12 protein-coding genes are annotated in these 12989 nt (G+C 65.0%); 5 read left to right on the top strand and 7 right to left on the bottom strand.

Translation table 11 applies throughout. From position 1 onward, the window contains the following. Together LB572_RS15395 and cckA are read right to left on the bottom strand one after the other, a co-directional pair. The gene (locus LB572_RS15395; protein ID WP_224668301.1) at positions 1 to 708 is read right to left on the bottom strand and encodes a DeoD-type purine-nucleoside phosphorylase; all 708 of its coding nucleotides are present in this window, start codon (positions 706 to 708) and stop codon (positions 1 to 3) included. 108 nt (positions 709 to 816) lie between these two features. Further along, positions 817 to 3402, bottom strand: a complete 2586-nt coding sequence (gene cckA, locus LB572_RS15390) for a cell cycle histidine kinase CckA (RefSeq protein ID WP_140807329.1) — start codon at positions 3400 to 3402, stop codon at positions 817 to 819. Between the two features lie 212 nt (positions 3403 to 3614). Between cckA and LB572_RS15385 the strand changes: the two genes are divergently transcribed. Beyond that, on the top strand, positions 3615 to 4334 hold the full coding sequence (locus tag LB572_RS15385) for a flagellar biosynthetic protein FliO (RefSeq protein ID WP_224668300.1): 720 nt from the start codon (positions 3615 to 3617) through the stop codon (positions 4332 to 4334). A gap of 111 nt (positions 4335 to 4445) precedes the next feature. Here the strand turns inward: LB572_RS15385 and dksA are convergent, their stop codons facing one another. Then, positions 4446 to 4862, bottom strand: coding sequence for an RNA polymerase-binding protein DksA (dksA, locus tag LB572_RS15380; RefSeq protein WP_040972254.1), 417 nt, complete (start codon positions 4860 to 4862; stop codon positions 4446 to 4448). A gap of 248 nt (positions 4863 to 5110) precedes the next feature. Between dksA and LB572_RS15375 the strand changes: the two genes are divergently transcribed. From LB572_RS15375 to LB572_RS15360, 4 genes are all read left to right on the top strand, one after another. Next, positions 5111 to 5614, top strand: coding sequence for a SixA phosphatase family protein (locus LB572_RS15375; RefSeq protein ID WP_224668299.1), 504 nt, complete (start codon positions 5111 to 5113; stop codon positions 5612 to 5614). A gap of 62 nt (positions 5615 to 5676) precedes the next feature. After that, positions 5677 to 7149: a YcjX family protein gene (locus tag LB572_RS15370; RefSeq protein WP_224668298.1), complete on the top strand. Its 1473-nt coding sequence runs from the start codon at positions 5677 to 5679 to the stop codon at positions 7147 to 7149. After that, entirely contained in the window at positions 7146 to 8228 is a 1083-nt protein-coding gene (locus LB572_RS15365; protein WP_140806619.1) for a YcjF family protein, read from the top strand. The genes LB572_RS15370 and LB572_RS15365 overlap by 4 nt, the downstream gene beginning before the upstream one ends. A 212-nt stretch (positions 8229 to 8440) precedes the next feature. Continuing rightward, positions 8441 to 8995 (top strand): hypothetical protein, encoded by a 555-nt coding sequence (locus LB572_RS15360; RefSeq protein ID WP_181179611.1) that lies wholly within the window; start codon positions 8441 to 8443, stop codon positions 8993 to 8995. A gap of 48 nt (positions 8996 to 9043) precedes the next feature. Here the strand turns inward: LB572_RS15360 and LB572_RS15355 are convergent, their stop codons facing one another. Genes LB572_RS15355 through LB572_RS15340 form a run of 4 tightly spaced genes read right to left on the bottom strand, consistent with a single transcriptional unit; the run spans position 9044 to position 12964 of the window. Continuing rightward, positions 9044 to 10033 carry an ABC transporter ATP-binding protein gene (locus tag LB572_RS15355; RefSeq protein ID WP_224668297.1) on the bottom strand — a complete coding sequence of 330 codons (990 nt, stop codon included), beginning with the start codon at positions 10031 to 10033 and terminating at the stop codon, positions 9044 to 9046. A gap of 8 nt (positions 10034 to 10041) precedes the next feature. Then, positions 10042 to 11001, bottom strand: coding sequence for an ABC transporter ATP-binding protein (locus LB572_RS15350; protein WP_224668296.1), 960 nt, complete (start codon positions 10999 to 11001; stop codon positions 10042 to 10044). After that, the gene (locus tag LB572_RS15345) at positions 10998 to 11969 is read right to left on the bottom strand and encodes an ABC transporter permease (protein WP_224668295.1); all 972 of its coding nucleotides are present in this window, start codon (positions 11967 to 11969) and stop codon (positions 10998 to 11000) included. Before LB572_RS15345 ends, LB572_RS15350 begins: the two co-directional genes overlap by 4 nt. Further along, complete coding sequence (locus LB572_RS15340; RefSeq protein WP_263498048.1) at positions 11969 to 12964, bottom strand: ABC transporter permease; 996 nt, start codon at positions 12962 to 12964, stop codon at positions 11969 to 11971. The genes LB572_RS15345 and LB572_RS15340 overlap by 1 nt, the downstream gene beginning before the upstream one ends. Positions 12965 to 12989 lie beyond the last annotated feature (25 nt).

Genomic DNA, 12989 nt, shown 5'->3' with positions numbered 1-12989 from the left:
CTAGCCGGCTGCCGCGACTTCGAGCGCCAGCCGGGTCATGTCGGTGAAGAGAGCCTGACGCTCCGAATAATCGGTCAACTCGCCGGTGCCGATATGATCGACAACGGTGAGCAGGGACAGCGCTCGCGCGCCGAACTGCGCCGCAATTCGGTAGAGCGCGCTGGTCTCCATATCGACGGCCAACGCTCCCAGCGCTATCGGCTCGTCGAACCGGGCGCGGCCGTCGGGATGATGAAACACGTCGCTGCAGATCGTCAGGCCGGCACTGCAGGCTATGCCGAGCTCGGCCGCGCGTCGCATCGCCAGCGCATGCAGCGCCCGGTCCGGTCCCGCCGGCTGGTAAAGCCCGAACACCTGTCCGCTGATTGCGCCCTCTGCCCGCACTTCGCTGGAGATAACGACGCCGCGCAGAGGCACATCTTCCGACAAGCCGCCGCAGGTGCCGGTGCGTATCAGCGTTTTCACGCCATGATAATCGAGCAATTCGTGGGCGTAGATCAGAAAGGATGAAACGCCGATGCCTGTCGCCTGGATGCTGACCGGCTTGCCGCGGAACTGGCCGGTGAACCCCAGCGCCCCCCTTCGCCGGTTGACGCAGCGCGGTGCCTCTAGAAAGGTTTCCGCCATCCATTGGGCTCGCTCGGGATCGCCCGGCAAGAGCACCGTTTCGGCATAGTCCCCCCTCTGCGCCTCGATATGCGGCGTCACGCGCTACCACCCCCATGATAGACCCATCCGGTCGCCATCATGACAGGGTGGCCGCGATGCGCAAGCGCTGGCTTACTTAAAGCAATTCCAGGAAAGCCGCTGAACGCTCTAGGATTCCAGGACATCCTTGACGATCGTCGCCAGTTGCTTGAGCGAGAACGGTTTCGGCAGGAAGCCGAAATGCGCGTCGGCCGGCAGGTTCTTCGCGAACGCGTCCTCGGCATAGCCCGAAACGAACACGAACTTGATGTCCGGCTGGCGCTTGCGCAACTCGCCGAGCAATGTCGGCCCGTCCATTTCCGGCATCACCACGTCGGACACGATGATATCGACCTTGCCGCCGAGCGCCTCGAACACTTCCAAGGCCTCGACGCCGGACGATGCCTCATGCACGGTGTAGCCGCGCGAGGTCAGCGCCCTGACGCCGCCCATGCGCACCGCGTCTTCGTCCTCGACGAGAAGCACAGTGGCGGAGCCGGAAAGGTCCTTGGCGGTGTCGGCCTGCTTGGTCGGGACCGCCGCTGCGGTCGCAGGCGCCTCGCCGGGCTCGGCCTGCTTCTTCACCTCGGCAATGTGGCGCGGCAGGAAGATGCGGAACACCGTGCCCTTGCCGACTTCGGAATCGCAGAAGATGAAGCCGCCGGTCTGCTTGATGATGCCATAGACCATCGACAGGCCGAGGCCGGTGCCCTTGCCCACTTCCTTGGTCGTGAAGAACGGCTCGAAGATCTTCTTCAGCACGTCGGGCGCAATGCCGCTGCCGGTGTCCTCGACGTCGACGAGCACATAGTCGGCCGGCGCCAATTCGCGATAGGCGAAGGATTTGCACTCTTCCGCCGTGACGTTGCGGGTGCGCACGGTGAGATCGCCTCCGCCTGGCATGGCGTCGCGCGCATTGACGGCGAGATTGACCACCACCTGCTCGAACTGGCCGATATCGACCTTGACCGGCCACAGGTCGCGCCCATGGTCGATCTTCAGCTTGATGTCGTTGCCGACCAGGCGCGCGAGCAGCATCCTGAGATCGGCCAGGACATCGGTCAGGTTGAGCACTTCCGGCCGCAGCGTCTGCTTGCGCGAGAAGGCCAGCAATTGCCGCACGAGCGAGGCCGCCCGGTTGGCGTTCTGCTTGATGTTCATGATGTCGGGGAAGGACGGGTCCGACGGCCGGTGGTTGGTCAGGAGAAGGTCGGACGCCATGATGATGGCGGTCAGCACGTTGTTGAAGTCGTGCGCGATGCCGCCGGCAAGCTGGCCGACCGCCTGCATCTTCTGGCTCTGCGCCATCTGGCCTTCGAGCGCCTTCTGCTCGGTGGTCTCGACCGCATAGACGATCGCCGATTCCTCGGCGCCTTCGCTGCCCGCGCTGTCGGCGACGGCATTGACGTAGAAGCGGATGTGGCGTTCCTCATTGCCGGGCAGCACGGAGTCGATCGGCTCGATATTGGCCTGCCGCTGCTGCGCCTTCTCGAAGGCGGCGGCGAAACCCGGGCGGTCGCGCTCGTGGATGATGGTCTCGAAGCGCACCCGCCGGTCGACGGCGTCGCGGTCGACGACCGATGAGAACAGCTGCAGGAAGGGCGCGTTGGTGCGCAGGATGCGTCCGTTCGCATCGACGCCGGCAATCGCCATCGGCGTCGAGTTGAAGAAGCGGGTGAAGCGAACCTCGGAGGCCCGAAGCTCCGCCGAAGCGTCCTCGCCCTGGGTGCGGTTGAGCACGATCGTGCGCGTCGGGCCGTTCACGCCTTCGCGGCTCGCCGAAACCCGGTGCATGAAGCGCACCGGGAGCGCCTGGCCGCTCATGGTGGTGAGGTCGAGGTCGATGACGGCGTTGCGGGTGGTGCCTGGGTCTGCCTTGACGGAACGGACCAGCGCCATGCCGTCGCCGGCGATGATTTCCGGCAGCGTGATGGCGCCCGGCGTGAAGGAGGCAAGATCGATGCCCAGCCATTCGGCCAGCGTGGCGTTGATATAGGTGACGCGGCCTTCCTGGTCGGCCGAGAAGAACCCGGCCGGCGCATGGTCGAGATGATCGATGGCTTTCTGCAGATCGAGGAAGAAACGCTCCTGCTCGGCCCGCTCCTGCGAAATGTCGGCGAGCTGCCAGGCCAGCATCGGCAGCCTTTGCCCGGGCATGCTGAACGCGCGGGCGCGGGCGCGGTACCAGCGCGCGCCGGGCTCGGCGCCCGGCTTGATCGACTGCGCCAGCCGGAACTCGCCGTCGCCCGCCTGGCCGTCGCGCAGCCCCGACGCCAGCCGATAGATCGTCATCGACGCCTCGGGGACATCCGACAGCAGCCCCTCGACGGTCTTGAGGTCGGCGGCCGAGGCGGCGCCCGTCATGTCGGCATAGGCGCGGTTGGCGTAGACCACGCGGCCCTTGGTGTCGGTTACGAGCAGGCCCTGCGACATCGAGTCGACGAAGGCTTTCGACAGTTCGTCGCCGGTGGAGCGCGGTGCGATCTGCACGAAGCCGATCGCGGTCGCGAACAGGAAGCCGACGCCGATCATGGCGAGCACGCCGAGCATGCCGAGCAGGAACGGATCGCCGAGGCGCTCGCGGAAAAGCCCGAAGACGATCGCAGCGCCTGTCAGCACGACGATGAAGACGATGAGCCTGGTGACGGCGCCCGGACGCGTGTTCTGGTCGACGATCGGTACCGGATAGAAATCGCCGCGCGCTTCCTTGGCCATGTTCCCCCTGCTCGTGATTCCGATGTCCGACGGGCGCGGACGGTCGGTTGAATCACATTCTCCTGTAACGGAAAAGGCCCCGGCGGCAAATGTCCGATAAAATCAAATGATTCATGTTTCAAACTGTTCACGATGGGTGATGTGAACTTGCGGTCGCTGGTCCCAACGGTCTAGTGTCCCCTCACTTCAAAGATGGCGATTGGGGTGCACCGATGCAGTGGCTGGATAGCGTGGCGGGTCCGGGTTATGTCGCTGCAATCCTGTGGACGTTCGCGGCGCTCATTTTGCTTGTCGTCGTGCTGCTCGTGATCAAGGTGGTGCGCAACCTGACCTTCGGCACCTTCGTGGCCGGCGGCAGGAACCGCAAGACGCGGCTTGCGGTCATGGACGCCACCGCCGTCGACAGCCATCGCAGGCTGGTGCTGGTGCGTCGCGACGACATCGAGCACCTGATCCTGATCGGCGGACCGACCGACGTCGTGGTCGAGCGCGACATCCGGCTCGCAGCACCTCGCCGCCCGGCGTTGACCGGCGACAGCGGTCAGCAGCAGGCCGCCGCCCCACGCCCCCGCTCGCCTCAGCCTGTGCCAGCTCCCGCACCCGCCCCTACCAGGCCGGCGCCGCCGCCTGCCGCCCAGCCAGTTGCTGCCGCGCGCCCGCGCGCGCCGGCTCCCGCACCCAAGCCGGCAGCGCCGAGCCAGCCGACGGCGAAGGTCATGCCGCTGCCGGGCTACGGGACGACGACGAATGGCAGCACCCGATACGCGCCGCCGCCCTCAAACGACTCCATCGACGACACGCTGATGCACGAACTCGAGACCTCTCTCGACGAAACGCACTCCCAGCCGCCACCCAGCAAGCCCGCGGCCAAACCTTCGCTCGACGACGAGATGACCAAGCTGCTTGGCGAGTTGGGCAACCACAAGCGCTGACCTAACGGCAGCTTGCCGGCACTGGCGAACATCTCCGCGCCTGAGCACCGGAAACGAAAAATGGCCGGATTTCCGGCCATTTTCATTGTTCCCGTGCCTATTCGGTTCGCGTCAATCGTCGCGATAGACCTTCTCGCGGCGCTCGTGGCGCTCCTGCGCCTCGATCGACAACGTTGCGATCGGACGTGCGTCAAGCCGCTTCAGTGCGATCGGCTCCCCGGTTTCCTCGCAATAGCCGTAGGTGCCTTCGTCGATGCGCTGAAGCGCGGAGTCGATTTTCGAGATGAGCTTGCGTTGGCGATCGCGGGCGCGCAATTCGATGGCGCGGTCGGTTTCGGAGGAGGCGCGGTCAGCTAGGTCGGGGTGGTTGGCGTTTTCCTGCTGCAGGATTTCGAGGGTTTCGCGTGCTTCGCGGAGAATGTCGTTCTTCCAAGTGATAAGCTTTTGACGGAAGTACGATTTTTGCCGTTCATTCATGAACGGCTCGTCTTCGGAGGGTACGTAATCGGCGGTAACGATGTCGTTCATTCGACTCACCCAACAACCCCAAATTTGGCGCCTATATATTCGGGGACAAGAGCCCGCACAAGCGCTATCGGCGACAGTTTCACGCAATTGTTAGTCTCGCATCGGCAGCCCGCGCGACTACTTTGTTTCAACGGCACAAAACGAATTCGCACACGATTCGTTGCAGTTGCTGGCGCCGGCCATTGTGCATCACGTGGTTCTGGTGACTAATCGCGCTTTGCCGGGAAAGCAGCGCCATGGGGGTCCGGTTGAGCAGACTTTATCTGTTGCGGCATGCCAAAGCCGGCTGGGCGCTGCCCGGCGTGCGTGATTTCGACCGCCCGCTCGACGAAGCGGGCATGGCCGATGCCGAAGCGATCGGAGAGGCCATGCGGGCGCGCAACTACGTGCCGGACGTCACGCTTTGTTCCAACGCCAAGCGGGCAAGGCAGACGCTGGAAGGCCTGGCGGGGCGCGCCGACACCGGCCGGGTCCTGTTCTTCGACACGCTCTACAGCGAGGATGCGGCCGGCTACCTCGACATCATCCGCAAGAATGGCGGCGCTGGCCAGCTTCTGGTGATCGGCCACAATCCGATGACCGAGGACCTGGCCATGGCGGTGTCAGGCGACGGCGAGGAGGCGGCGCGCGGCATGATGAACCACGGTTTTCCGACCTCCGGCCTCGCCGTGGTGCGCTTTCCGGGCAACCTCGCCGAAGCGGCGCAGGGCAACGGCTATCTCGAAGCCTTTCTCACGCCCGCCGACCTCTGAGGCCATTTCAAACCCGCGGTCCAAGGCCTATATCGGGCGCTGGCGCGCAACCAGAGGCTGATTTGGCATCATCGCTGACCAATTTTACCGACGAGGCAAGGATTGCGCTCGACACGCTGTCGGGCCGCGCCGCCGGGCTCTTCTCTCCATCATTGCGTCTTGGCGTCACCGGCCTGTCCCGTGCCGGCAAGACGGTGTTCATCTCGGCTCTCGTCCACAACCTCATCCGTGGCGGACGCCTGCCGCTGTTCGAGGCGCAGAAATCCGGCCGCATCGCCCGCGCCTTCCTCGAGGAGCAGCCGGATGATGCTGTTCCGCGCTTCCAGTATGAGGATCATGTCGCGGCTCTGGTGAACGACCGCGTCTGGCCGGACTCCACGCGCGCCATCTCCGAGCTTCGGCTCACCATCGAATATGAATCGGCTTCGGGCTGGAACCGGCTTTTTTCAGCCGGAAAACTATCGGTCGACATCGTCGACTATCCCGGCGAATGGCTGCTCGACCTGCCGCTGCTGGGCAAATCCTTCGCCGATTTTTCGCGCGAGGCGCTGGAGCTGGCCGCCCTGCCCGTCCGCTCCGACCTGTCGCAGGCCTGGCGCGAGCTGGCCTCCGCCATCGATCCCGATGCCGACGCCGACGAGATGACCGCGCGGCGATTGGCCGAAAGCTTCGCCGCCTATCTCAAGGCCTGCAAGCTTGACGAGCGGGCGCTGTCGACGCTGCCGCCCGGCCGTTTCCTGATGCCCGGCGATCTCGAAGGCTCGCCGGCGCTGACCTTCGCGCCGCTGATGACGCTGGCGCAAGGCCGGCCGCGCTCCGGATCGCTGCAGGCGATGATGGAACGCCGCTACGAGGCCTATAAGACGCATGTCGTCAAACCGTTCTTTCGCGAGCACATCGCCCGCCTCGATCGGCAGATCGTGCTGATCGATGCCATGCAGGCGCTGAATGCCGGCCCGGCCGCCATGGCCGATCTTGAGCGTGCCGTCACCGAGATCCTGTCGTGCTTCCGGCCCGGACGCGGCAATTTCCTCACCGACTTCTTCTCGCGCCGCATCGACCGCATCCTGGTTGCGGCGACCAAGGCTGACCATCTGCACCATGAAAGCCACGACCGGCTGCAGGCGATCGTGCGCCGGCTGACCGACCGCGCCGTGGCGCGGGCGAATTTCAGCGGCGCCGCTGTCGATGTCGTCGCCATGGCTGCGGTTCGCTCGACCCGCGAAGGCACGGTGAAGCAGGGGCGCGAGATGCTGCCGGTCATCATCGGCACTCCGCTGAAGGGCGAGAAGATCAACGGCGAGACATTCGACGGAAAGACCGAAACCGCCATATTCCCGGGCGATTTGCCAGAGAAGGTCGATGCGGTGTTCGACAATTCCGGATCGCCGCCCGACAGCGCCGAACCGGCGATCCGCTTCGTGCGTTTCCGCCCGCCGAAGCTCGAACGCACCGCCGAGGGCGTCACGCTGTCCCTGCCGCATATCCGGCTCGACCGCGCGCTGCAGTTCCTGATCGGAGATCATCTGGCATGACCGCGCCCCGCAAACCCGCGGCCTTTCGCATCGAGCCCGAGCTCGAACCGAAGCCGCAAGCGTCACAGAGCCGTGTCGCGCAGGAGCAACCGACGCGCCGGCCGCGCGCGGCCAGGGCGGATGTCGCGGTGGTCATCCCCTCCGAAATCGACGTTTTCGACGAGCCGGACATCGAAGCCGCGGCCCCGCCGCCGGCGACGGCGCCAAGAAAGCGCTCATTGCTTGCCGGGCTGTTCTTCGGTGCTCTCAGCGTGCTCGTCTCGCTGGCGGTCGGCCTATGGGCCGACCAGCTGATCCGCGACCTGTTCGCGCGCGCCGAATGGCTCGGCTGGCTGGCGGCCGGCATGGCGGCGATCGCGCTGCTCTCGCTGCTCGTCATCCTTGTCCGCGAATTCCTCGCCATCGCCCGCCTTGCCGAGGTCGAAAAGATGCAGAATCGGGCGCTGGATGCCGTGGCGCGCGACGATCCCAAGGCGGCGCGCGCCCTGGTCGACGAGCTCTCCGCTTTCGTCGCGGCAAAACCCGAAACCGCCGCTGGCCGCCGTTCGCTTGCCGAATTGCGCGGCGAGATCATCGACGGCGCCAATCTGGTGCGGCTGGCCGAGACCGAAATCCTGTCGCCTCTCGATGCCCGCGCCAAGATCATGATCCTGGAGGCGGCGAAGCGCGTGTCGCTGATCACAGCGGTCAGCCCCCGCGCGCTGGTCGACATCGCCTATGTCGTGTTCGAGGCCGGGCGCCTGATCCGGCGGCTCTCCGAACTCTACGGCGGCCGTCCAGGCACGCTCGGTTTCTTCCGCCTGGCGCGCGGCGTGCTCGCGCATCTGGCGGTGACCGGTTCGATCGCGGTGGGCGATAGTTTCGTGCAGCAGATCGTCGGCCACGGGCTTGCCGCGAAACTTTCGGCAAAACTCGGCGAAGGCGTGGTCAACGGCATGATGACGGCGCGCATCGGCATCGCCGCGATGGAGACCGCCCGCCCCCTGCCGTTCATCGCCGTGAAGCGCCCAGGCCTCGGCGATTTCCTTTCGGCGCTCACGTCGTTCGCGGCAAAGAAGGGCGGTCAGGCAGAGCAATAGGTAAACGCGAAAACCCGTGCCAGAGCCGGATGATTTCAGGTCGAATCAACCTGAAATCTGAATCCGGTTCTGAGTCAAAGAAGTAGAGCATGATGTCGTCCGAAAACCGCTTCACACTTTTCGGCATCATGCTCCAGTGACGAAGCATTAACCAATCTTCTCCATGGTCAGGCAGGTCCCAAGAACAGACTCTGTCGTGCCAGGTGTCGTCCATGAGAAGCGTAATCTTGTCCTGCGTGCTGCCTGCGACGGTGGCGATTGCCGCGCCGCTCGGACTGGTCGAAAAGGCCTTTGGCGCGGAGCCGGACAAGCAGTTCTTCCACTCGGTCGAAGGCAGATGGGTCGGCCCCGGCGAGATCATCGCCGGCAAGTACAAGGGCACCAAATTCACCTGCGATTTCAACGGCTCGACGCCTGCCAGCAAGCTCGGCATGACGCTTGACGGCGGCTGCAGGGTCGGCGTCTTCACGCAAAAGATGTCGGCCAGCGTCGAGCGCAAGGGCCGCGACGGTTACAGGGGCACCTTCATGGGCGGCTCGACCGAAAGCGGAATGGACATCGTCGGCGGCAATGTCGTCGACGCCCAGAAGGTCGTCTTCACCATCAACCGCAAGCAGTTGAACGGCGTCATGCAGGCACGTGTGCCAGACGGCAATTCGATGACCGTGACGGTGGCCGTGCGCGTCAACAATCAGCTGGTGCCGGTGATCGGCATGAGCCTCAAGCGGATCGACTCCGTCGAAGTCGGCTCCATCGCCAAGAATTGATCCGGCGCAGCCCCGGCAGCCGCGCCCGCCACCCGCAAAGAAGACGGCTCAGGTCAAAGTCGGAAAGTGGCAGGCCACTTTGCGGCCAGGGCGATGTTCTTTCAGTTCCGGCCGCTCGGAACGGCAGCGGTCAACCGCGATCGGGCATCGAGGGTGGAAACGGCATCCGGATGGAGGCTTCAGCGGGCTTGGCACATCGCCGGTGAGGATGATGCGCTTGCGCGCGCCCGTAGGCGTCGTCTCGACGACCGGAACGGCCGAGATCAGCGCCTGGCTGTAAGGATGGGCCGGCGTCGCAAACACCTCTTCCGCCGGCCCTTCCTCGACGATCGAGCCGAGATACATGACGGCGATGCGGGTGGAGACCTGGCGTACCACCGAGAGGTCGTGGGCGATGAAGATATAGGTGAGCTTCAGCTTCTCCTGCAGGTCGGCGAGCAGGTTGACGATCTGGGCCTGCACGGACACGTCGAGCGCCGAAACCGGCTCGTCCAGCACGACAAGGTCCGGGTTCAACGCGATCGCCCGCGCGATGCCGACGCGCTGGCGCTGGCCGCCGGAGAATTCATGCGGATAGCGCATCACGTGGTCCGGCAGCAGTCCGACCAGCTCGAACAGCTCCGCCACCCGCGCCGTGATCTCACGTGACGAAGGCTTGCCGTGGATGCGCAGCGGCTCGGCGACGAGGTCGCCGACGCGCCGTCGCGGGTTGAGCGAGGCCGAGGGATCCTGGAAGACCATTTGCAGGCGCCGCCGCAGCGGCCTGAGCTCGGACAGCGACTTCGAGGTGATGTCGTTGCCTTCGAACAGAAGCTTGCCGTCGGTGATGTCGTAGAGCCGAACCAGGCAGCGCGCCAGCGTGGACTTGCCGCATCCCGATTCGCCGACAAGGCCCACCGTCTCGCCGCGCCGCACGGTCAGCGAAACATTGTCGACCGCATGGACGGTCCGTCTGCCTTCGGCGGAAAAGCGGGTGCCGATCGAAAACCGTTTCGCCAGCGAACGCGTCTCGAGGATCGGGCGGTCCAAATCTGTCATCGGTTCGCTCATGCCTGTGCCACCCGAAAGCACGCGGCCGCATGCGCGTCGCTGCCGAGACCCGGCTTGCCGGTCTCGCAAGGCTCGTAGCGAACCGGACAGCGCGGACCGAACGCGCAGCCTTGCGGCAGCCGCAGCAAGGACGGCGGCGAGCCGGGAATGGCCGGCAGGCGGCGCGGTTTCTGGCCGGTCAGCGGCGGGATCGAGCCGAGCAGCGCGCGTGTGTAAGGGTGCCGCGGATCGGAAAATAGTTCCGTGCGGGTGCCGCGCTCCACCACGCGGCCGGCATACATGACCATGACGCGGTCGGCGAGTTCGGAGACCACGCCCATGTCGTGCGTGATGAAGACCACGGCCGATTTGTGCTTGGCGCGCAATTTGCGCACGAGGTCGAGAATGCCGGCCTGCACGGTGACGTCGAGCGCGGTGGTCGGCTCATCTGCCACCAGCAGCGCCGGATCGCAGGACAAGGCCATCGCGATCACCGCCCGCTGCCGCATGCCGCCGGAAAGCTGGTGCGGATAGCGCGACATCGCCTCGTGCGGGTTGGGGAAATTCACCTCCGCCAGCAACTGCTCGACGCGCGCCATTGCCTTGGCCTTGCTGACGCCGCGATGCGCCCGGATCTGCTCGGCGATCTGCCAGCCGATCGTGTAGACCGGCGTCAGCGCCGTCATCGGATCCTGGAAGATCATCGCGATTTCGTTGCCGCGCAGGCGCCTCAGCTCGCGCGGCGACAAGCCTACCAACTCACGGCCCTTGTAGCGGATTGAGCCTTCGATGGTGGCGTTCGGGTCGGTGATGAGGCCCATGACGGCAAGCAGCGACACCGTCTTGCCGGAGCCGGATTCACCGACGACACCGAGGATCTCGCTTTCCTCGAGGTCGAAGGAAACGCCGTCGATGGCGCGCACCGGCCCATCGTGTGTGCGGAAGGAGACTTTGAGATCGCGCACCGACAGGATCATGATGCCCTCAGGCGCGGATCGAGAAGGATGTAGACAAAATCGACCACCGCGTTGGCGATCACCACGAACATGGACGCGTACATGACCGTCGCCATGATCATCGGCAGGTCGAGATTCTGCAGCGCGTCATAGGTGAGCTTGCCGATGCCGTGCAGGCCGAAGACGACCTCGGTCAGAAGGGCCGAGCCGCCCACCAGCGCGCCGAAGTCGAGGCCGAACAGCGTGACGAAGGCGATGAGCGAGGTGCGCAGCGCATGGCGAAACAGGATGCGGGTCTCCGACAGGCCCTTGGCGCGCGCCGTGCGGATGTAATCTTCCTGCATGGATTCGATGATGGCCGCGCGCAGCACGCGCCCGTAGATGCCGATATAGAGGATGGCCAGCGTGATCCATGGGATGACCAGCGTCAGGAACCAGCCTTTCGGATCGTCGGAAAAGTTCTTGTAACCAAGCGGCGGCACCCAGGAGAACGCCCAGCTGTCGTGGTAACGGCTCTGGGTAATGAGGTTCATCACCTCGCCCAGCCAGTAGACCGGCATGGAAATGCCGAGCAGGCCGAGCGCCATCAGCAGCTTGTCCAGCCAACTGTCGCGGGTGGCCGCGGCGACGATGCCGATGATGATGGAGACGACCACCCACAGGACCGCGGCCCCGAACACCAGCGAAAGCGTGACGGGGATCGAATCCATGACTGCCGGCACAACCTTCCAGCCGCGATTGACGAAGGAGGTCAGGTCGCCGGTGACGAAGATCTTCTCCATCATGCGCGTGTACTGCACATAGAGCGGCTGGTCGAAGCCGAAGCTGTGGCGCACGGCCGTCAGCACTTCCGGCGAAGCGTTGCGGCCCGCGATGCGCGCGGCGGGGTCGGCGCCGGGCGTGGCAAAGAAGATCAGGAAGACGATGACCGAGATGCCGAACATCACGAACAGCATCTGACCGAAACGGCGAAGGATCGCGTAAAACATCAGTCGCGCCCCAGCCGGACCTTGGAGCGCGGATCGAGCGCATCGCGCAAACCGTCGCCGAAGACATTGAGCGCCATGACGGAAACGGCGATCGCCAGGCCGGGCACCAGCGCCACCAGTGGCCGCGTGTAGAGCAGCGCCTGCCCGTCCTGGATGATGGTGCCCCAGCTGGCGGCCGGCGGCTGCACGCCGATCGACAGGAACGAAAGCGCCGATTCCGTCAGCATGTTCAGCGCCATCATCAGCGGCACGAAGACGATGAGCGTGGTGGTGATGTTGGGCAGGATGTCACGCCACAGAATGCGCCAGCCTGGCACGCCGAGATTGATCGCGGCAAGCACGAACTCGCTGTGCCGCAGCGCCAGGACCTGCCCGCGAATGGGGCGCGCGACATAGGGTATATAGACGATGCCTATGATGATGACCGGCAGCCATAGGCTGCCCGATTGGATCTCGATCGGTCCGATCGCGATGCCTTGCGCGATGGTGACGATCGAAAGCGAGATCGCCAGCAGATAGATCGGGAACGCCCAGAGCACGTCCAGCAGGCGCGACAGCACGGTGTCGGTGATGCCGCCGAAATAACCGGCGATCAATCCCGCCATCGTCCCGAAGATCAGCGTGAAGATGGTGGCCGCACCCGAGATCAGCAGCGAGTTCAGGCCGCCATAGAGCAACCTTGCCATGACGTCCCGGCCCTGGCTGTCGGCGCCGAGGAAGTAATTGCCGAGCCGCCAGGTCGGACCGATCGGCGTATAGCCAAGCCCCAGCCCCTCGGTCGACTGCTCCATCACCGGAACGTCGGCGCCGTCGATCTGGATGACGGCGTCGAGCGTCGAGGCGAACGGGTCCGTGCCCGCCCATTTCGCGTAGAGCGGCGCGCTGAAACAGGCGAGAACGAGGATGAGGAACACGGCCAGGGACGCCATGGCGGCCCTGTCCGTTGCCAGCTTCGCAGACGCGACGGCCCAGGGCCCTCGCGTCTTGCGCGGCATGGCGGCGACTTGGCTGGACACGATA

The organism is Mesorhizobium sp. BH1-1-5 (assembly GCF_020165615.1).
Lineage (GTDB): Bacteria > Pseudomonadota > Alphaproteobacteria > Rhizobiales > Rhizobiaceae > Mesorhizobium.
Note: the sequence above shows the minus strand (reverse complement) of the source record. Positions and strands in the feature narration are given on the sequence as shown.

What these genes read in the sequence shown, in the direction of transcription:
- LB572_RS15360 (WP_181179611.1), top strand. Translation starts at nt 8,441, where the DNA reads ATGAGAAGCGTAATCTTGTCCTGCGTGCTGCCTGCGACGGTGGCGATT.
- LB572_RS15340 (WP_263498048.1), bottom strand. Translation starts at nt 12,964, where the DNA reads ATGCCGCGCAAGACGCGAGGGCCCTGGGCCGTCGCGTCTGCGAAGCTG.
- cckA (WP_140807329.1), bottom strand. Translation starts at nt 3,402, where the DNA reads ATGGCCAAGGAAGCGCGCGGCGATTTCTATCCGGTACCGATCGTCGAC.
- LB572_RS15345 (WP_224668295.1), bottom strand. Translation starts at nt 11,969, where the DNA reads ATGTTTTACGCGATCCTTCGCCGTTTCGGTCAGATGCTGTTCGTGATG.
- dksA (WP_040972254.1), bottom strand. Translation starts at nt 4,862, where the DNA reads ATGAACGACATCGTTACCGCCGATTACGTACCCTCCGAAGACGAGCCG.
- LB572_RS15350 (WP_224668296.1), bottom strand. Translation starts at nt 11,001, where the DNA reads ATGATCCTGTCGGTGCGCGATCTCAAAGTCTCCTTCCGCACACACGAT.
- LB572_RS15385 (WP_224668300.1), top strand. Translation starts at nt 3,615, where the DNA reads ATGCAGTGGCTGGATAGCGTGGCGGGTCCGGGTTATGTCGCTGCAATC.
- LB572_RS15365 (WP_140806619.1), top strand. Translation starts at nt 7,146, where the DNA reads ATGACCGCGCCCCGCAAACCCGCGGCCTTTCGCATCGAGCCCGAGCTC.
- LB572_RS15355 (WP_224668297.1), bottom strand. Translation starts at nt 10,033, where the DNA reads ATGACAGATTTGGACCGCCCGATCCTCGAGACGCGTTCGCTGGCGAAA.